13 protein-coding genes and 1 pseudogene are annotated in these 18964 nt (G+C 73.0%); 4 read left to right on the top strand and 10 right to left on the bottom strand.

Annotated features, from left to right (window positions below; genetic code table 11):
• Positions 1–7: 7 nt before the first annotated feature.
• Positions 8–2182, bottom strand: a complete 2175-nt coding sequence (gene glgX / locus HDA32_RS11910) for a glycogen debranching protein GlgX (RefSeq protein ID WP_312863418.1) — start codon at positions 2180–2182, stop codon at positions 8–10.
• Between the two features lie 325 nt (positions 2183–2507).
• Between glgX and aroQ the strand changes: the two genes are divergently transcribed.
• The 3 genes from aroQ to HDA32_RS11895 all read left to right on the top strand — a co-directional run bounded on the left by aroQ (position 2508) and on the right by HDA32_RS11895 (position 5281).
• Complete coding sequence (gene aroQ, locus HDA32_RS11905) at positions 2508–2957, top strand: type II 3-dehydroquinate dehydratase (protein ID WP_312863417.1); 450 nt, start codon at positions 2508–2510, stop codon at positions 2955–2957.
• Between the two features lie 251 nt (positions 2958–3208).
• Positions 3209–4294, top strand: coding sequence for a phosphate ABC transporter substrate-binding protein PstS (locus tag HDA32_RS11900; RefSeq protein ID WP_179646629.1), 1086 nt, complete (start codon positions 3209–3211; stop codon positions 4292–4294).
• A 138-nt stretch (positions 4295–4432) separates the two neighbouring features.
• Positions 4433–5281, top strand: a complete 849-nt coding sequence (locus HDA32_RS11895; RefSeq protein WP_179643254.1) for an SDR family oxidoreductase — start codon at positions 4433–4435, stop codon at positions 5279–5281.
• A gap of 223 nt (positions 5282–5504) precedes the next feature.
• On the opposite strand, the gene HDA32_RS11890 is transcribed toward HDA32_RS11895, so the two are convergent.
• Both HDA32_RS11890 and HDA32_RS11885 read right to left on the bottom strand, forming a co-directional pair.
• On the bottom strand, positions 5505–7148 hold the full coding sequence (locus tag HDA32_RS11890) for a glycosyltransferase family 2 protein (RefSeq protein WP_312863141.1): 1644 nt from the start codon (positions 7146–7148) through the stop codon (positions 5505–5507).
• Between the two features lie 193 nt (positions 7149–7341).
• Complete coding sequence (locus tag HDA32_RS11885) at positions 7342–7515, bottom strand: hypothetical protein (protein ID WP_179643253.1); 174 nt, start codon at positions 7513–7515, stop codon at positions 7342–7344.
• Positions 7516–7828: 313 nt separating this feature from the next.
• Between HDA32_RS11885 and HDA32_RS11880 the strand changes: the two genes are divergently transcribed.
• Entirely contained in the window at positions 7829–9271 is a 1443-nt protein-coding gene (locus HDA32_RS11880) for a WGR domain-containing protein (protein WP_179643252.1), read from the top strand.
• Positions 9272–9375: 104 nt separating this feature from the next.
• On the opposite strand, the gene HDA32_RS11875 is transcribed toward HDA32_RS11880, so the two are convergent.
• From HDA32_RS11875 to HDA32_RS11845, 7 genes and pseudogenes are all read right to left on the bottom strand, one after another.
• Positions 9376–10701 (bottom strand): ABC transporter substrate-binding protein, encoded by a 1326-nt coding sequence (locus HDA32_RS11875; RefSeq protein WP_179643251.1) that lies wholly within the window; start codon positions 10699–10701, stop codon positions 9376–9378.
• 68 nt (positions 10702–10769) lie between these two features.
• On the bottom strand, positions 10770–11849 hold the full coding sequence (locus HDA32_RS11870) for a branched-chain amino acid ABC transporter permease (protein WP_179643250.1): 1080 nt from the start codon (positions 11847–11849) through the stop codon (positions 10770–10772).
• A 2-nt stretch (positions 11850–11851) separates the two neighbouring features.
• Positions 11852–12703 carry a branched-chain amino acid ABC transporter permease gene (locus HDA32_RS11865; protein ID WP_179643249.1) on the bottom strand — a complete coding sequence of 284 codons (852 nt, stop codon included), beginning with the start codon at positions 12701–12703 and terminating at the stop codon, positions 11852–11854.
• Between the two features lie 8 nt (positions 12704–12711).
• A pseudogene (locus tag HDA32_RS11860) lies at positions 12712–13200 on the bottom strand (ABC transporter ATP-binding protein); the annotation flags it as partial.
• A 36-nt stretch (positions 13201–13236) separates the two neighbouring features.
• On the bottom strand, positions 13237–14031 hold the full coding sequence (locus HDA32_RS11855; protein ID WP_179643248.1) for an ABC transporter ATP-binding protein: 795 nt from the start codon (positions 14029–14031) through the stop codon (positions 13237–13239).
• A 165-nt stretch (positions 14032–14196) separates the two neighbouring features.
• A complete protein-coding gene (locus tag HDA32_RS11850) occupies positions 14197–16962 on the bottom strand; it encodes a LuxR C-terminal-related transcriptional regulator (RefSeq protein ID WP_179643247.1) in 2766 nt (921 codons plus the stop codon).
• Positions 16963–17392: 430 nt separating this feature from the next.
• Positions 17393–18958 carry an FAD-binding oxidoreductase gene (locus tag HDA32_RS11845; RefSeq protein WP_179643246.1) on the bottom strand — a complete coding sequence of 522 codons (1566 nt, stop codon included), beginning with the start codon at positions 18956–18958 and terminating at the stop codon, positions 17393–17395.
• Between the last annotated feature and the right edge of the window lie 6 nt (positions 18959–18964).

Genomic DNA, 18964 nt, shown 5'->3' with positions numbered 1-18964 from the left:
GGGCCGGTCACGACGCCGGACCCGTGCGCTGCAGGAGCAGCAGCGAACGCGCCGGGAGGCTGATCGTGCCCTTGGCCTTGACCGAGCGCGGCTCGGCCGGCGCGCCGTTGGTCCCGGCCCCGGCGACCATGCCGGCGCCGTTCTGGGAGAGGACCTCTCCGGTGGCGGTGTCCACCACGACCGTCCACTCGGTGCCGTAGTCCTGGCCGGGGACCGTCACCTCGACGTCGCCGTAGTGGGCGTTGAAGCACAGCAGGAAGGAGTCGTCGGTGACCCGCTCGCCGCGGGTGTCGAGATCGGTGATGCCGTCGCCGTTGAGGAACACCACGATGGCGCGGCCGAAGGCGTCCTCCCAGTTCTCCTCGGTCATCTCGTGGCCGTCAGGGGTGAACCAGGCGATGTCGCGCAGCTCGTCGCCCTTGCGGATGGGGCTGCCGGCGAAGAAGCGGGTCCGCCGGAAGATCGGGTGGCCGCGGCGCAGAGCGGTGATGGCGCTGGTGAACGCCAGCAGGTCGGCGTTGGCCTCGACCAGCGACCAGTCCACCCAGGTCAGCTTGTTGTCCTGGCAGTAGGCGTTGTTGTTGCCCCGCTGGGTGCGGCCGATCTCGTCGCCGTGCAGCAGCATCGGCACGCCCTGGGAGAGCATCAGCGTGGCCAGCAGGTTGCGCACCTGGCGGCGGCGCAGCGCGTTGACCCTGGGGTCGTCGGTGGGGCCCTCGGCGCCGCAGTTCCACGACCGGTTGTCGCCGTGGCCGTCCTGGTTGTCCTCGCCGTTGGCCTGGTTGTGCTTCCTGTCGTAGGAGACGAGGTCGGCCAGCGTGAACCCGTCGTGGCAGGTGACGAAGTTGATCGAGGCGAAGGGGCGGCGGCCGTCGTCCTGGTACAGCTCGGAGGAGCCGGTGACGCGGGAGGCGAATTCGCCCAGGGTGGCGGGCTCGCCGCGCCAGAAGTCGCGGATGGTGTCGCGGTACTTGCCGTTCCACTCGGTCCACAGCGGCGGGAAGTTGCCGACCTGGTAGCCGCCGGGGCCGACGTCCCAGGGCTCGGCGATCAGCTTGACCTGGGAGATCACCGGGTCCTGCTGGACGATGTCGAAGAAGGTGCTGAGCCGGTCCACGTCGTGGAACTCCCGGGCCAGCGCCGAGGCCAGGTCGAAGCGGAAGCCGTCGACGTGCATCTCCAGCACCCAGTACCGCAGCGAGTCCATGATCAACTGCAACGAGTGCGGGTCCCGCGCGTTCAGCGAGTTCCCGGTCCCGGTGTAGTCCATGTAGTAGCGGGGGTGGTCGTCGACCAGCCGGTAGTAGGCCTCGTTGTCGATGCCGCGCATGGACAGGGTCGGCCCCAGGTGGTTGCCCTCGGCGGTGTGGTTGTAGACCACGTCCAGGATGACCTCGATGCCGGCCTCGTGCAGCGACTTCACCATCGCCTTGAACTCCTGCACCTGGTTGCCCCGGCCGGGGTGGGCGGCGTAGCCGTCGTGCGGGGCGAAGAAGCCGATGGTGTTGTAGCCCCAGTAGTTGCGCAGCCCCCGGGCGATGAGCGCGTGGTCGTGCAGGAACTGGTGGACCGGCATCAGCTCCACCGCGGTGACGCCCAGCCCGGTCAGGTAGTCGACCATCACGGGATGGGCCAGGCCGGCGTAGGTGCCGCGCAGCTCCTCGGGCACGCCGGGGTGGCGCATGGTCAGCCCGCGCACGTGCGCCTCGTAGATGACGCTCTCGTTGTAGGGGACCTTGGGCGGGCGGTCGTTGCCCCAGTCGAAGAACGGACTGACGACGACGGACTTGGGCACGCAGGCGGCCGAGTCGGCGTCGTTGCGCTTCTCCTCGGTGCCGAAGCGGTAGCCGAACAGCGACTCGTTCCAGGACAGCTCGCCGGTGACGGCCTTGGCGTAGGGGTCGATGAGCAGCTTGTTGGGGTTGCAGCGCAGGCCCTTCACCGGATCGTAGGGCCCGTGCACGCGGTAGCCGTAGCGCTGCCCCGGCCCCACGCCCGGCAGGTAGCCGTGGTGCACGAAACCGCGCACGTCGGGCAGCCGGATCCGGGTCTCCTCGTCGTCTCCGTTGAAGAGGCACAGTTCGACGTGGTCGGCCACCTGGGAGTACAGCGCGAAGTTGGTTCCGGCGCCGTCGTAGGTGGCGCCCAGTGGGTAGGAGGCGCCCAGCCACGGTCGCAAAATCGTGCTCCTTATTGCGTCCCCCGCCCGGGCGGCCGGGGATCTTTTCGTGTCGGTGGCGCTCGGCGGCACGGCCGCGGTCCGCCGCCCCTGCCGCCGCGTTGTCGCGCTTCAGCGTAGAACGCCGACCCGCGCCGTGTGGAGCGTTCACGCAACGGCGTGTCCGCCCCGTCAATAAGCTGACGTGTGCGCCCGAACCGGTGAAGAAACCGGCAAACGGAACTGCGAGAGGGAAGGACCTCATCACTTGTCCGCTACCCCCGGCCCGGCCGGTGAATCCGTCGAATCCGCCGCAGCCTCCCCCGGCACCGTTGCGGCCCGGCCGAGCGTGCTGCTGCTGCACGGCCCCAACCTGAACCTGCTGGGCGAGCGCGACCCCGCCCAGTACGGCCGCACCACCCTGGCCGACATCGAGGCCCGCGTCACCGAGCTGGGCGCCGAACTGGGCGTGGACGTGGCCTGCCACCAGAGCAACCACGAGGGCGTCCTCGTCGACCACGTGCACGCCGCCCGCCGCCTGCACCAGGGGATCGTGCTCAACCCCGGCGCCCACGCCCACTACAGCATCGCCCTGCGCGACGCGATCGAGGCCGTCAGCATCCCCTGCGTCGAGATCCACATCTCCAACGTGCACGCCCGCGAGCCCTTCCGGCACACCTCGGTCACCGCCCCCGTCACCCGGGGCTACATCTCCGGCTGCGGGGTCTTCGGCTACGACCTCGCTCTGCGCGCGGTCCTGCACCGCATGGCGGAGGGGGCTGAGGGAGCGCAGGACTGAGCCGGCCCGCGCGGCGCTCCGCCCGGCCCCGCCGGTTTCCGGGCGGGCTGAGTGGTTGTTCACACCACCCGCGTCGGCAGCATTGTTCACTTCTTGTTAAATTCATCGACGGTGTTCCATGAGCACGGCGTTCACCGCCGTGCCGTCCATGCCGCCCGTCCACCGTTGAAAGGCGCTTTTACCCGCGCACGTGGTCGGCCGGCGCCGCAAGGGGGAATGAGAGAGTCGTGCTGCCGTCGACCTACCGCAGGATGTCCACGGCCGCGCTGGTCGGCGCACTGACGTTGACGGCGGGGTGTGGCAGCGACAACGCCGTGCGCGGCGCCGACCCCGTGCCGGTCCCGGCCGACCTGGAGTGCGTGCCCGGCACCCTCTCGGGAGCGGGCTCCAGCGCCCAGGAGAACGCGATGGCGGTCTGGATCGCCGGCTACCAGGTCGCCTGCCAGGACTCGCTGATCTTCTACGACGTGATCGGCTCCGGCGGCGGACGCAGCCAGTTCATCGACGGGGCCGTGGCCTTCGCCGGAACCGACGCGGCGCTGGACCCCGCGGAGCAGGAGGCCGCCAGGGAGCGCTGCAACGGCACCGAGGCGATCCACATCCCGGCCTACGTGGTCCCGATCGCCGTGGTCTTCCACCTGGAGGGCGTCGACTCCCTCAACCTGACCCCGCAGGCCATCGCCGGAATCTTCAACCAGGAGATCACCCACTGGGACGACCCCGCCATCGCCGAGGCCAACCCCGAGGCCGACCTCCCGCACACCCCGATCATCCCGGTCAACCGCTCCGACGAGTCGGGGACCACGGAGAACTTCACCTCCTACCTCGCCGCCGCGGCCGGTGACGCCTGGCCGCACGAACCCAGCGGGCAGTGGCCCCTGCCGCCGGAGGAGGCCGCTCAGGGCAACAGCGGCGTGGCCGAGGCCGTGGAGGGCGGCAACGGCACCATCGGCTACGTCGAGGCCTCCCACGCCGAAGGCATGCCGACGGTGCGGGTCGGCGTGGGCGAGGAGTTCGTGGAGATGTCCCCGGACGCCGCGGCGGGCGTCGTCGCCGACTCCCCCAAGCGCGAGGGCGGCGGCGAGTACGACCACGCCATCGAACTCGACTACGGCACCACCGAGTCCGGCAGCTACCCGATCGTCCTGATCAGCTACGAGGTCGCATGCCTGGCCTACGACAATCCCGACACCGTCGAGCACGTCACGGCGTTCCTGGACTACGTCATCAGCGAGGAGGGCCAGCAGGCCGCCTCCGGCGAGACCGGTTCGGCGCCGCTGTCCCCCGAGCTCCGCGAAGAGCTGAGCCGCTCGGTGGAGGCGATCGACTCGGTCTAGGCGCCGGCGGCGCCCGACCCGCTCCGGGTGCCGGAGGAGATCGCGGGTTTGATCCCCGGGCGACGGGATAGCGCCCCTGTGAACCGGTGAAAGCGGTGCGGAGGCGTCCGCACGCACGACCACGGGGGAGCTCGCACCATGACCCAGCCCGAGGCCCAGAGCCAGCCCTATCCGGGACACACCGAGCCGATGGACCCGCATCCGCGCGACGAGATGCGCGACTACACCGGCCGGGGCCTGCTGGAGGGCCGGACGGCCCTGATCACCGGGGGTGATTCGGGGATCGGCCGGGCGGTCGCGGTCGCGTTCGCCAAGGAGGGGGCCGACGTCGCGATCGCCTACCTGGAGGAGGACGACGACGCCCGCCACACCGCGTCGCTGGTGGAGAAGGCCGGGCGGCGCTGCCTGCCGATGCGCGGCGACCTGGGCGATGAGCGGCACTGCGAGGACGTCGTCGCCCGCACGGTGGCCGAGTTCGGCGGCCTCGACGTGGTGGTGCCGCACGCCGCGACCCAGGCGCCGGTGGGCGACTTCACCGAGCTGAGCACCGAGCAGTTGACCCGCACCTACCAGGTGAACGTGTTCAGCGTGTTCTGGCTGCTGCGCGCGGCGCTGCCGCACATGCCCGACGGCGGTTCCGTGGTGATCACGGGATCGGTGAACGGGCTGCGCGGCAACAAGAGCCTGATCGACTACGCCACCAGCAAGGCCGCGGTCATGAACCTGACGTACTGCCTGGCCCAGCACTACGTGGACCGGGGCATCCGGGTCAACTGCGTCGCCCCGGGCCCGGTGTGGACGCCGCTGATCCCGTCGACGCTGCCGGAGAATAAGGTCGAGGGCTTCGGCGGGCAGGCCCCGATGCAGCGGGCCGCGCACCCCGATGAGATCGCCCCCTCCTACGTGTTCTTCGCCAGCGGCCGGCTGTCCTCCTACTACTCCGGCGAGGTCCTGGCCCCCATCGGCGGAGAGATCCAGTCGAGCTGACCGGGGACGGACCGCGCGCCGGGTGCGCTGGATGCGGGCGGGCGGGGCCCGCCGTCAAGATCGGCGCCGAAGGGGCGGAACGGGAGAACGCCTCCGCCCACCCGGGGCCACCGCAGCCCTCGCCGCCGCTCCTGTTTCGCGACCGCCCGCCGCCCGGCGGTCGCACAGCAGACGGAGCCGCCCGCTCGCACCCCCTTTCCAACGCCCTCGATGCGGGGCGCGGTCAGGCCGGAGCGGGGCGGGTGAGGGCTCGGGTCAGGCGCAGCAGGGGGCGCGGGAGCGGCAGGCCGCGGCGCCTCCGGCGCGCCGCCGGGGAGGCGGCCCGCACCGGCGGGCCCGGCCGGGTCCGGCCACGCAGTTGTTCGGGGGCGAGCCGGGTGAGGTCGGTGAGGTCGTCCGGGCCGCCGTGGACGCGGTAGCGGCCGTGCACCTGCCCGACGACCGCGGCGAGGTCGGCGCGGCCCGCGCCCGCGCGCAGCGCGCGGGCCGCGGCGCGGGTGCGCCACAGCCGCAGGCCCTCGGCCGCGGCGCGGGGGCGGTCGGCGGTGGACGCGTGCGGCGGGGCGGCCGGGACCAGCTCGGTGATTCCGGCTCGGGAGCGCTCGGCCAGGGCGAGCAGCCGTTCGAGCGTGTCGCGCCCGATCCCGCAGCCGACCGGAACCTCCAGCAGGTAGGGCGAGGGGAAGCCGGTCCCGGGTGCGGCGGGGGCGAAGCGCACCCGCGGATCCGCCAGGTAGCCGGCCTGGACGAGGCCCAGCTCCAGCCGTGTGTCGGCGCCGTTCCCGGCAGGTCCGTCCTCCACCGGGCCGTCCCAGTCGGCCACCAGTGTGACGGCCAGGTCGGTCTCGGTGCACGACAGCAGCCGGTCCACGCACGCGCGCACCAGCTCGCAACGGGCTCCGGCCACCTCCACCACGGCGTGCACCAGCGGTACCCGCCGGATCCGGTCGGCGGCGCCGTCGCGGTGCGAGCGCGGGTACGGCATGAACTCGGCGAGCACGTCGGCGCTGAAGCGGGCGGAGGGCGCGCGGGTACGCGCCGGCGTGTCGTCGCCCAGGTGCCAGCCGCGCGCCCGGTGCTCGGGGACGAACACCCCGCCGGTCTGCCAGAGCCGGTAGCCGAACTCGGTGTCCTGGCCGAGGTCGAGTGAGGGATCGACCCCGCCGGCGGCCTCGTACAGCGAGCGGCGCACCGCGGCGCAGGAACCGGTGAAGGCCTGGAATCCCAGGTGGTCGGCTTCCCTCGGCCCGTCGGTCCGCGGCGGCTCCCGGTCCTCCCCGGCGCGGCCGCGGGCGTCGGCGAAGGCTTCGGGCAGCCGGCCGGAGCGGGCGAGGGCGGCGATCTCGGCGGGGTCGCCGGGGTAGCGGGCGGCGGAGCCGGCCCGGCCGATCGTGACGGCTTCGGGGTGGGTGTGCTGCCACCGGGCGTGCGCCTCGATGTGGCGCGGGTCGACGACCAGGTCGGCGTCCAGCCAGCAGATGATCTCGCCGGAGGTGGCGTGCGCCCCGTGGGCGCGGGCGTGGCCCGCGCCCCGGCCGGTGGCCGGGGCCCTCGCGATCCTGCAGTCGGCGGGGCGGATTCCGGGCAGGCGCAGGGGCGGGCTGGAGCGGTCGTCCACGACGACCACTTCGAGGAGATGGGCGGGGTAGGTCTGCGCGGCCAGCGCGGCCAGCGCGAGGTCGAGTCGGTGCTGCTCGCCGTGGGCGGCGATGATGACGCTGACGGTCAGCTCCGGCGTCCACTCCCCCAGCGCAGGAGGGGTCAGCGCGCCCCACTCGTTGCGGAAGATCCGGACGTCGGCCCGCTCCGTCCGGATCCGGTGGGAGGCGACGTCGGCGTGTGACAATGCGTACCTATTCGATTGCACACGGTCACTATAAGTGAGCGCCCGCCTCGCGGCGATCCGTTTCCCCGAAATGGAGCACCGCGCTCACCTGGTCGGTGTCGGAAAGGGATCGGCGCCCGCGAGCGGGGCGGCGGCGGGGCCGCCGACGTCATCGGGGCGTCCCCCGGGGGGGCGGAGAGCCGCGGAGGCTCGCAGCGCAGGGGGCGGCGCCGTTTCAGTCGTCGCCCCGCCCGGCCTGCTCGTCCGCGTGTTCGGACGGGCCGGCTCCGAGGATGGCGGCGAACAGCGCCACCAGTTCGGGCCGCATCGGTTCTTCGGCGATCATCTCCGTGGCAAGAGCGAGAAGCTGATCGTCGTCGAGATCGTCCCAGTCGATCCGCTCACTCATGCGGACCCCTCTGCCCTGGACACCCGCGTGCCATGTAACCCGTGGCCCGTGAATACCGAGCGCATCACTCTCCCATCGTCTTCGATCCGGCCGTCGCGGCACGCGATCGGCGACGACCACACTCTCACCGCCGGGCGCCTCCTGGCCATCCGGGGGGGCGCGGGAGGGCCGGCGCCGGAGCGCGACCGCCTGTCGGTACCGAGCGCTAGCTTGGCGGTGGCCCGGGGACGGAGGCCGCGGCGCGCCGGTCCCCGAGCCGGTGAGGCTTTGGTTCAGCAGGATATGGCGCACACCCGTGTCGGAGGGCGGACCCGTGGCACAGCAGACGGTCGATCAGAACACCTACCTTGAGCTGTCGGAGGAGAGCGGTGGCGCGCACAAGTTCTACGAGGTCGTGGTCAGCGGCACCGCGGTCACCATCCGCTACGGGCGCATAGGCGAGACCGGGCGGTCGCGCGGCGCGAGCTACGCCACCGCCGAGAAGGCGCGGGCCGCGGCGGCGAAGAAGGTCGCGGAGAAGGTCCGCAAGGGGTACGCGCCGGCGGTGCGCGGGGCGCGGCAGCGGCGCCCCGTCACCCGGCGCACCATGGTGAGCGGCCGCTCGACGGCCCGGCAGGCGCCGGTGCTGTGGCGGTTCCGCTCCGGCGGCCCCGCGTTCGGCATCTTCGTCGACGAGGAGCGCTGCTGGGTCGGCAACCAGCTCGGGGACGTCTACACGCTGTCCCACGACGGCACCGTCACCGCCCGCTACGGCCTGCCCGACGGCGTGAAGTGCATCGTCGCCGACGACTTCTGGATCTACGCCGGATGCGACGACGGCAGGGTCTACGACCTCGGCGGCAAGATCCCGCACGTGGCCTACGAGATCGCCGACGACGTCGACATCTTCTGGCTGGACATCCACGACGGCGTGCTCGGCGTCTCCGACGCCCAGGGGCGCATCACCACCATCGACCCCGAGGACGAGTTCCAGTGGGCCCGGCGCAGCACCGGGACCGACGGGTGGATGGTGCGCTGCGACGAGGGCGGCGTCTACCACGGCCATTCGCGCGGCGTGACGATGTACGACGCCCGCTCCGGCGACGAGCTGTGGAGCACCCCGACCGCCCCGGTGCTGTTCGGCTGGCAGGAGGGCGGCGAGGTCTACGCCGGCACCGGCCGCAACACGGTGGAGCGGATCGGCAAGGACGGCGCGCCGCGCTCCACCTACCGCTGCGACAGCGCGGTGTTCTCCTGCGCGACCTCGCGGGACGGCCGCTACGTCTTCGCCGGCGACAACCACTCCTCGGTCTACTGCTTCACCCGTGAGGGCGAGCGGCTGTGGAAGCTGGCGACCGGCTGCGGTTCGGCGTTCTCGATGCAGTTCCTCGACGACCGCCTCTACATCGCCACCACGGACGGCTCCCTGGCCTGCATCGACGCCGACGAGGCCGCGGTGCGCGCCGCGGAGCGGGGAAGTGTTCCCGAACCGGTCAGCGTGAAGGCGCCGACCTGGGAGGCGGTCACCCCGTCGGCGGAGCTGGAGACCGTGGCCGCCTCGGCTGCGGTGGAGGGCGACGGCGTGGTCGTGGAGTGCGTGCAGGACGGGGGCCGGCTGCGGGTCCGGGTCGTCTCCCCCGGCTTCGACCCGGCCCTGCGGGTGCAGTTCCCCAAGGACATCCGGCGGCCCGGCGGCCGCTACCTGGTCGAGGAGGTCTTGGAGTCCGGCAGCGGCGGCTTCTACCGCGCCCGCGGCGAGATCCGCCGCCTGGTGTGAGGGACGGCGGATCCTGACGCCCCCTTCCCCGCGCCGCCGACCGGAGCGGGGGCGGCCCGGCGGCGAGCGCCGCCGGGTCGTCGGGGGGTGCGCGCTTTCGCGCGTCAGGCGCCGTCGAAGAACTCGACCTCATCGGGGGCCGGGCGCTCCAGGTCGAACCCGGTGATCTCACCGCCCCCGCTGTCGGTGACCCTGGCCTCCTGCAGGACCTCCGGCTCCTCCCCGGCGCGGAACCGCGTGACGCTCGCGCCGGCGAAGCCGCCGTGGTCGTCGGCGCCGGAGGCGAACGGCACCGTCCCGGGGCCGCTCCACTCCCGCGATTCGAGCGCGCCGAGCAGGCTCTGCCGGTTCAGGTCGGGGCCGACGGCCTTGGCGACCTGAGCGAACATCGTGGCCTGCACCATGCCGTAGATCATGGTGTTGCTCAGCGGGGCCTCGTCGCCGACGTACTCGGCGTGGATCTCGGTGTAGAGCTGCGTCCAGGGGTCGTCCTCCATGTTGACCTGCGGCAGGTAGCCGGTGCTGATCAGCCCGTCCAGCAGGGTCTCGGCGGGCAGGTCCTCCTCGCCGGCCTCGGCGGCGAAGCTCTCCAGCATCCCGATCAGGGTCGTGCTGTCGGAGCCGCTGCTGCTGACCACGAACTGCGGTTCGTAGCCGATGCGCGCCGACTCCAGGATGGCCAGCGCCATGTAGTTGGGGACGCAGGCGCAGACCACCACGTCGGCCTCGGCCTCCTGCAGGGCCGAGATCTGCGGCGCGATGTCGGTGATCCCCGACTCGTAGGGCTCCTCGGCCACGATCTGCTCGCTGAGGTACTGGCCGAGCCCTTCGCGGGAGTCGCTGCCGTAGTCGTCGTTCTGGTAGAAGTAGCCGACCCTGGCGTCGGGGAACTCCTCGGCGATGAACTGCCCCTGGATCTTGGCCTCCTTGGTGTAGTCGACCTGGAAGCCGTAGCTGAGCGGGTACTGCCCGGGGTCGTTCCACATCAGCGCGCCGGAGGAGACGAACAGGTCGGGGACTCCCTCGTCGTTGAGGAAGTCGATGACCTTGGAGTGGGTGGGCGTGCCCAGTCCGCCGAGCATCGCGAAGATCTCGTCCTCCAGCACGAGCTTCCGGGTGACCTCGACGGTGCGGGTGGGATCGTAGCCGTCGTCCTCCACCCGGTAGTCGATCCGGCGGCCGTTGACGCCGCCGTTGTCGTTGACGTAGTCGAACACGGCCTGGGCGCCCACCGAGATCTGGCTGTAGCCCGGCGCGGCCGGACCGGTCAGCGGGTGGTGGGTGCCGATGACGATCGAGTCGTCGGTGACCCCGGTCGAGACGTCGAGGTCGGCGCCCTGGCCGTCGTCGGTCTCACCGGCGCCGCCGCAGGACGTCGCCAGCATCGCGGCCGCGACGGCGACCGCCATGGGGATCTTCCAAGATCTCATACTGGTCTCCACGAGGAGTGATGTGAGGGATGGGTCGGGAGGGAGAAGAGGGGGCGGGACGAGCGGGCTCACCGGCGGCGCAGCAGGGCGCCCAGCCCGCGCACCGCGCCGTGGACGCCCTGCGGCCAGATCAGCATGATGAGGATCAGGACCGCGCCGTAGAGCACGACCGGCAGGTTGTTGGCGACGTCGGTTCCGAGGTCGAGGCCGTGGGCCAGGTCCGACCCCCAGACATCGAAGTAGACGAGGGTCAGCGCACCCCAGAACGCGCCCCACAGGCTGCCGAAGCCGCCCAGGACCAGCGCGGCCAGCAGGCTCAGCGACAGCGTCACGGTGAAGGAGCTCGGGGTCGCGGTGCCGAGCAGGTAGGCCTGGGAGGCGCCCGCGAGCCCGCCGCACCCCGCGCTGATGACGAACGCGATCACCTTGGTGCGGCCCACCGGGATCCCCGACAGCGCGGCCGCGGCCTCGTCGTCGCGGATCGCGCGCATCCGCCGGCCCAGCCGCCCCGCGCTGACGGTGGCCAGCACCACCAGCGCCAGCAGCGTCGTCAGCCACACCGCGCCGGCCTGCCACTGGCTGTCGGAGACGATGCCGGCGAGCGCGGGCGGAGCACCGCGGGTGGAGAAGGAGAGTCCGTTACCGCCCCCGAAGAGCTCGGGGAAGCGCGTGGCGATCCCGGGAAGTCCCACCGCGAGCGTGAGCGTGGCGCCGGCCAGGTAGGGGCCGTGCAGCCGCGCGGTCGCCGCGCCGACGAGCACGCCGGCCACGCAGCTCACCGCGATGGTGATCAGCATGTTCAGCCACAGCGGCAGCATCGGCTGGTGCAGCACCAGCAGGGCCATGGTGTAGGCCCCGATGAACATGAAGGCGCCGTGCCCGAGCGAGATCTGGCCGCTGAAGCCGATCAGCAGTTGCAGTCCGGCCACGGCGAGCAGGTAGTAGCCGACGCTGCCGATCCGCAGGTCGGTCATCGGGCCGGTGACCGAGGTCACCAGCATGACCGCGGCGAAGGCCGCCGCGGCGGCGAGCAGGTGCCGCACCAGCGCGGGGAGGGCGCGCCACCTCCGGGCCGGCGATGCGCCGCCGTTGCCGCGCCGCCGCGCGTCGGCGGCCGCGGGGTCCCGGTGCCGCAGGGATGAGGCCATCACTACACCTTTCGCGCCGTCGGCCGGGTGAACAGCCCGGCGGGCCGGATGCTGAGCACCACGACGAGAATCGCCAGGGCGGCCAGCGTCGTCAGTTCGGGACCGGCGTAGCCGGAGACATAGGACAGGCCCAGGCCGATCAGCAGGCCGCCGAAGATCGCCCCGAAGGGGTTGTCCAGGCCGCCCACCACCGCGGCGGTGATGCCGTAGACGAACACGGCGTCGAGGGCGTGCGGGAAGAGGAACGGCGGGGTGGCGAGCATGCCGGCGAGGGCGCCGATCACCGAGGCCACGGCCCATCCCGCGGTCAGCATCAGCCCCACTCGCACGCCGCTCATGCGCGCGGCCTCGGGGTGGAAGGCCGCGGCCCGCATCCGCAGCCCCAGCGGCGTGAACCGGTACAGGGCGAACACCAGCAGCGCGGCGGCCCCGACGGAGGCGACGGCGAAGACGTCGGCGGCGGAGAACCGGCCGCGGTAGTCGAGGGGGTAGGGGAAGGAGTGCGGTTCGCTGCTCCAGACCATCCCCGCTATTCCCTGCAGCACCAGCAGCAGTCCCAGCGTCACGATGATCGCGCTCAACGGGGACCTGCCGTGCACCGGCCTGATGAGGATCCGTTCGGTGAGGGCGCCCATGACCAGGCCGCTGACGAGCGCGGCGGCGAAGCCGAGCCAGTAGCTGCCGGTGTGCTGGGAGACCGTGTAGGCGATGTAGACGGCGATCAGCGCGAGCGCCGGCTGGGCGAAGTTCACCACCCGGGTGGCCTGGTAGATGATGATCAACGACAGCGCCAGGGCCGCGTACACCGCGCCGTTGGTCAGGCCGTTGAGTGTCAGGTTGATGAATTGGTCCATGGTTCCCCTCAGAAGCCCAGGTAGGCGTGGCGCATCCGGTCGTCGGCGAGGAGCCCGCCGGAGGTTCCGGAGGTGACCACGGCCCCCTGGGAGAGCACGTAGCCCCGGTCGGTGATCGACAGCGCGCTGCGCGCGTTCTGCTCGACCAGCACGACGGTCAGGCCGGTCGATGCCCGCAGGTCCTGGAGCAGCCGCATGATCTGGCGGGTGATCATCGGGGCCAGGCCGAGGGAGGGCTCGTCCAGCAGCAGCACCTGCGGGCGGGCCATGAGCGCCCTGCCGATGGCCAGCATCTGGCGTTCGCCGCCCGACAGCGTGCCCGCGGGCCGGGCGCGGCGCTGCACCAGCGGCGGGAAGAGCTCGAACACCTCCCGCAGCGCCGCGGCGCGGTCGCGGCGGCCCGACCGCCACAGCGCCCCGAGCCGCAGGTTCTCCTCGACCGTGAGCTCGACGATCACCCCGCCGCCCTCGGGGACGTGGGCGATGCCGCGCCGTAGCTGGCGGAGAGGTCCTCGATCCGCAGGATCGGCCGCTCAGTCATCGGACCCCTCCCGCACCGACGCGCCGAGGTAGGCCTGGGCGACGGCGGGGTCGGCGCGGATCACGGCCGGGCTGCCCGAGGCGATGACCTCGCCGAAGTTCAGCACGACGATGTGGTCGCAGATCCCCATCACCAGGTCCATGTGGTGCTCGACCAGCAGCACGCCCATGCGCCGGCCGAAGGCGCGGATGCGGTCGCCGAGTTCGGTGATGTCGGCGCCGGACAGGCCGCTGGCGGGCTCGTCGAGCATCAGCAGCTCCGGTTCGGCGACGACGGCGCGGGCCAGCGCCGCCCGCTTCTGCACGCCGTAGGGCAGGGTCTGCGGCATCGCGTGCGCCGCGTCGGCGACGCCGAAGTCCTCCAGCACCGCCATCGCCTTGTCCCGCAGCCGCCGCTCGTCGCGCTGGTAGCCGCCGAGCCCGGTGAGCATCGCGGGCATGCCGCCCCCGGCCAGCCGGTCGGCGCCCACGATGACGTTGTCGAGCACCGACAGCCCGGGGAACAGGTTGAGCCCCTGGAGGGTGCGCGCGATGCCCAGCCCGGCGAGGTGGTGCGGGCGGTGGCCGCGCAGCGGCCGCCCCTTCCAGACGACGCGGCCCTGCTGGGGGCGGACGACGCCCGAGAGCACGTTGAACAGGGTCGTCTTGCCGGCGCCGTTGGGCCCGATGAGGCCGACGACGGTGCCGGGCGGGACCGCCAGGCCGACGTCGCCGAGGGCGAGGAGGCCGCCGAAGCGGACGGTGACCCCCTCGGCTCTCAGCAGGGGGGCCAGCGTGGTCGTGGTCATGAACGCTCTTTTCTGTGCCGACGGGTCGACCGGGGACGGGTGCGGGCGGTGACGCCGCGCGGTCGCATACCGACCGGTTGGGATGTCACGGTTGCGGCGAAGGGCCGACCGCAGCGGCGTCCGCGCGAGAGCGGGCCCGGCTCGCGGAGGGCCCGGCCCGCCCGGTCAGGGGAACAGGCGGGCCAGGTCCACTCGGGACCGGATGTTGAGCTTGCGGAAGATGCCCCGTAAGTGGTGCTCGACGGTGCGCGGACTGATGAACATGTGCGCGGCCACTTCGCGGTTGGTGGCGCCTTCGGCGACCAGGAGGGCGATCTGGTGCTGCTGGACGGTCAGCTCACCGGCGATCGGGGACTCGGGGCGGCGTTCGGAGTCGCCGATCGCGCGGAGCTCGGCGCGGGCCTGGTTGACCCACAGCCGCGCGCCGAAGCGCTCGAACGTCTCCAGCGCGTCGCGCAGGTGCTCGCGCGCCCGGCCGGGCAGGCGGTTGCGGCGCAGCGCCGCCCCGTACAGCAGCTGGGTGCGGGCGCGCTCCACGTCGTCGCCGCCGCTGGCCCGGTACAGCCGCAGGGCCTCCTCGAAGTGCTCCGCGGCCCGCTCGGTGCGCGCCAGCAGCCCGCGGCACCGGGCGGCCAGCGCCAGCGCGCCGACGCTGCCGGTGGCGGCGGCCCAGCGCTCGTAGCCGGCCAGCGCGCTCTCGGCCCGGGCGGTTTCGCCCGTACGCACGGCGGCCTCCACGAAGTAGGGCGCGGTCAGCAGCCGCATCGTGGGATGGCCGTGGCCGGGACCGGCGTTGACCAGGGCCCGCAGCCGGAAGAACGCCCCCGCGGCGTCCCCGTGCGCCAGCTCCAGCACGGCCAGGGCCCAGGTGCTCAGGGCCGTGGGCAGGCCGAGGCTGTTCTCGCTGGCCCGCTCGGCGACGGCGCGGGCGCGGGCGCGGCAGGTGTCGGCGTCGCCCTGGATGGCGGCCAGCAGGGACAGCGCCGCGAGGTGGTGCGTGGCGCAGTTGGGTTGGCCCGTCTCGCGCGCCACGCGCAGACCGGTCAGGCAGTTGCCCGCCGCCGAGGGGAAGCGCCCGGTCCAGAACTCCGCGTAGACCAGGAACTCCAGCGCCGGCGGCACGGCGGCGAGGGCCCCGCGGTGCCGCGCCGCGCGCAGCGCCCGCGTCGCCAGCGAGTGGACCCGGGAGGTGTCGCCCAACCGGAGTCCGGCGATGGCGGCCCAGACCAGCTCGGCCGGCTCGTCGACCTCGTCGGCCAGCTCCAGGACCCGGCGCAGGGGGCCGGCCGCCGCGGCGTAGTCGCCGGAGAAGGAGGTCGTGCAGCCCTCGAGGAAGGCGAAGCCGAGCCGCAGCGCGGGCGGGTCGTCGTCGCGCGCCAGCGGCGCCAGCCGCCGGGCCGCGGCGGCGTGGCGGACGGGGTCGCCGGCGAGGGATGCGGCGTCGGCGGCGCGCAGCAGCGCGCGCACGGCCAGTCCGCGGTCGTGCGGGATCAGCCGCTCGGCCGCGGCCATCAGGGATTCCGCCGCGTCGATGGCGTTGCCGTCGCGCAGTTCGATGGAGCCCCTGAGCAACTCGACCACGCCGGCCGGCCTGCCGGTGGCCGCGAGCGGCCGCGCACGGCCGAGCAGGGCCGATGCCCGCTGCGGCCGGCCGGCCAGCCACGCGTCGTGGGCCGCCGAGGACAGCCGGCACAGGCGCGCGTCCGCGGCCGGGGTCAGCTCCGCGGCGCGTTCGAGCACCGCCGAGGCCGCGGCGTGGCCCTCCAGCTCCCTGGCGGTGTCGGCCGCGGCGGCGAGTTCCGAGGCCAGAGCCGGGTCGGGTCCCTGCGCCGCGGCCGAGCGGTGGCCCGCGTAGCGGGAGGGCTCCCGGCTCGGGTCGAGCACCCGGGCCAGCATCGCGTGGGCCGCCCGGCGCCGGACGGCGGAGGCGTCCTGGCGGATCGCCTCGCGCATCAGGGAGTCGCGGAAGCGCAGCCGGTCGCCGTCGATCCGCACCACCCCGGCGTCCTCGGCCGGTTCGAAGACGCCGACGGACAGGCCCGGCCGGTCGGCGGCGCTCACCAGGTCGTCGGCCTGCGCCTCCGGATCGACCGCGGCGAGCAGCAGCAGTCGCCGGGTGATCGAGGGGAGGCCGTCGAGCCGGGAGACGAGGGCGCGGCGCAGCGCGCCGTCGAGGGGAAGCGGCTCCGGAAGGGGGCGGGCCCCGGCGAGCTGGTCGGCGGTGAGGGCCGCGACGAGCCCCCGGGCGGCGAGCGGGTTGCCGCGGGCCGCCGCGGCCAGGTCGGCCCGCACCCGCACCTCGAGTGTGCCGGGGGCCGCGTCGGCGAGCACGTCGTGGACCGCGTTGTCGTTCAGGGGGGCCAGGTTCAGCACCGGGACGCCGGGGAGCGTCGCCTTGCCCTGCTCGTCGCGCGCGGCGAAGACCATGGCGATCGGGTCGGCGTCCAGGCGCAGGGCCGCGAAGAGCAGCACGTCGAGGGAGGCGGGGTCCATGAGGTGGGCGTCGTCCACGCAGCACAGCAGGGGCGAGGTCCGGCCGACCAGGGAGAGCAGCCCCAGCGCGGCGATGGACAGCGCGAAGCGCTCGCTCTCGGCGACGTCGCCGGACTCCAGCATCCGGCCCAGCACGGCGGCCTGGGCCGCGGGCAGCTCCGCCGCCCGATGCGCCACCGGGCGCAGCAGCCGCTGCAGGCCGGCGTGGGCCAGCCTGGACTCCGGCCGCACGCCGCCGGTCCGCAGCACGGTGAAGTCGCTCGCCGTCACGGCGGCGTGCTCCAGCAGGGCCGACTTGCCCAGGCCGGGCCCGCCCGAGACGAGCAGCGCAGCGCCGCAGCCGGACCTCGCGTCGCCCAGTGCGACCGCGATCGCCCGCTGCTCTGAGTCCCGGCCCCGCAGGCGGACAGAGGGAGCCGGCCGGTATCCACCAACCACGCCCTCAAGTTACACAGACGCTTCCTGCCACGTCAGGGGCCTGCGGGCAGACTGGTGATTTCACGGATGGGCCGGGCGGCGGGGCGGGAGGCGTCCCACCGCGCGGCCCCTCTCCCGCCTGCGCCGCCGCGTGCGCCGCAGGCGGGTGCGGCGCCGGCTGCGGCGCACCGGCCCCGGGCCGCCACGGACGTCCGAGGCGCTGGTGTGCCGAGCCGTTGATCCGATGCGTGTTCCGCGGAGGCGGGACGCTCATCGGGCTCTGACCGCCGCGTTCGCGGGGCGGGGCGTGCTTTCCGGGCCCCGGGTCCACTGTGCCGCCGGCGGCTCGCGCGCACCGCGACAGCCGCCCCCCCCTGCGCGGACCCGGTCGCCGGACACCGGCCATGCCGCCAGGACCTGGGAACAGCCCCCGCCTTCCCCCGTCAACGATCTAGGGCTGCCCGGACCGCTCGGGCGGGAGTTCGATCGACTGCTTGTTGCGGAACACGTCGAGCGGGTCCCAGCGCTTCTTGACCTGCCGCAGCCGGGGATAGATCCCCTTGTAGTACAGGGTGGACCACGGCACGCCCGAGGTGTTCCAGGTCGCGGTGTCGTTGAGGTCGACGTCGGGGTAGTTGATGTAGCAGCCGTCGGTCTCCTGGTTGGGCACGGGCACTCCCCCTGTGTCGGTGTACATCGACCTGTACAGCTTGCGGATCCAGGCCAGGTGCTGCCTCTCCCGGGAGTCGCCGCGGGTCCAGTAGACCTGGTGCTGCAGCTTCATGATGGAGTCGCGCTGGGGGACCGCGGTCTCGCGCGGCGGCTTGTTGATCGCCGCGCCGTAGGAGTCGACCTGGATCAGCGCCTCCTTGTTCTCGTAGCGCTCGTCGCTGAGCGCGGCCCACATCGCCTCGATCTGGGCGGTCGTGAAGGGCGTGCGGTGGTAGGCCGACTTGTACTTGCCGCAGCGGTTCTCGCCGGAGCTGTTCAGCACCTGGGTGGCCGTCAGCCAGGGCAGCAGCCGCGGCGTCTTCAGTTCGGGGATGGGCGGGTGCTCGCCCATGGCGGTGGTCATGGGCCTCGCCAACGGGACGATCGAGCCGTCGATCGCCGCCAGGAACTCGCCCATCGCCTCGGTGCCCGCGGAGGTGTCGGCGTCGATCTGGGCGATGAGGCCGATCTCGCCGTTGCTGACGTGGTTGAGCTTCAGCATCGAGAAGAGGTTGCCGAACTTGTCGCCGGTCCCCTTGTGCGCCTGGAAGAACTCGCCGTACTTGCGCACGAGCGTGGTGAAGTCCTCCTTGCGGACCTCGGCCCACTTCCACGCCAGGCCGGTCAGCAGCACCTGCTTGGGCGGCTCGGGCAGGCCGCGGAACCAGAACCGGGTGACCACCCCGAAGTTCCCGCCGCCGGCCCCGGTGTGCGCCCAGAGCAGCTCCCTGCGCGCGGGGTCGGGATCGTCGCGCTTGGCGACCACCAGCTCGACCGTGCGGTCCTTCTTGACCACCGCCACCTCCACCGCGTAGAGGTAGTCGACCGTGAGCCCGTGCTGGCGCGAGAGCAGGCCGAAGCCGCCGCCGGTGACGTGCCCGCCGACCCCCACGGAGTAGCAGGAACCGCCGGGCAGGGCCTTGCCGGTCAGCGGGTACAGGTGGCTGTAGACGTGCCAGTTGGTGGCGCCGGCCTCCACGTAGTGCGCGTCCAGCTTCGGGTCGTAGCCGACGCCGCACATCGGGCCGACGTCGATGATCACCCGGACGTCGTCGCCGCAGACGAAGTCCTCGTAGCTGTGGCCGCCGGAGCGGACGGTGATGCGCGTGCGCCGGGGGTCCTTCGGGGTCTCCTTGACCGCCTGGGCCAGTGCCGCGGCGACCTCGGTGCCGGAGCGGGCCAGCCGGATGTACTCCGGCTCGGCGATCCAGCGCTGGTTGAAGCCGCGGTTCAGCGCCGGGTAGCGCTTGTCACCGGGGCCGATGGTGACGTCCGTGGTCCGGGGGGCCTCTGCTGCGTCCGTCATTCGCGC

Source organism: Spinactinospora alkalitolerans (assembly GCF_013408795.1).
In the GTDB taxonomy this organism is placed as follows: Bacteria; Actinomycetota; Actinomycetes; order Streptosporangiales; family Streptosporangiaceae; genus Spinactinospora; species Spinactinospora alkalitolerans.
The sequence above is the reverse complement of the archived record's forward strand: the minus strand, read 5'-3'. Positions and strand labels throughout refer to the sequence as shown.

Excerpts from the sequence above, each read along its gene's own strand:
- HDA32_RS11900 (WP_179646629.1), top strand. The coding sequence starts at position 3,209 with ATGTCCACGGCCGCGCTGGTCGGCGCACTGACGTTGACGGCGGGGTGT.
- HDA32_RS11895 (WP_179643254.1), top strand. The coding sequence starts at position 4,433 with ATGACCCAGCCCGAGGCCCAGAGCCAGCCCTATCCGGGACACACCGAG.
- HDA32_RS11885 (WP_179643253.1), bottom strand. The coding sequence starts at position 7,515 with ATGAGTGAGCGGATCGACTGGGACGATCTCGACGACGATCAGCTTCTC.
- HDA32_RS11875 (WP_179643251.1), bottom strand. The coding sequence starts at position 10,701 with ATGAGATCTTGGAAGATCCCCATGGCGGTCGCCGTCGCGGCCGCGATG.
- HDA32_RS11870 (WP_179643250.1), bottom strand. The coding sequence starts at position 11,849 with ATGGCCTCATCCCTGCGGCACCGGGACCCCGCGGCCGCCGACGCGCGG.
- HDA32_RS11865 (WP_179643249.1), bottom strand. The coding sequence starts at position 12,703 with ATGGACCAATTCATCAACCTGACACTCAACGGCCTGACCAACGGCGCG.
- HDA32_RS11855 (WP_179643248.1), bottom strand. The coding sequence starts at position 14,031 with ATGACCACGACCACGCTGGCCCCCCTGCTGAGAGCCGAGGGGGTCACC.
- HDA32_RS11845 (WP_179643246.1), bottom strand. The coding sequence starts at position 18,958 with ATGACGGACGCAGCAGAGGCCCCCCGGACCACGGACGTCACCATCGGC.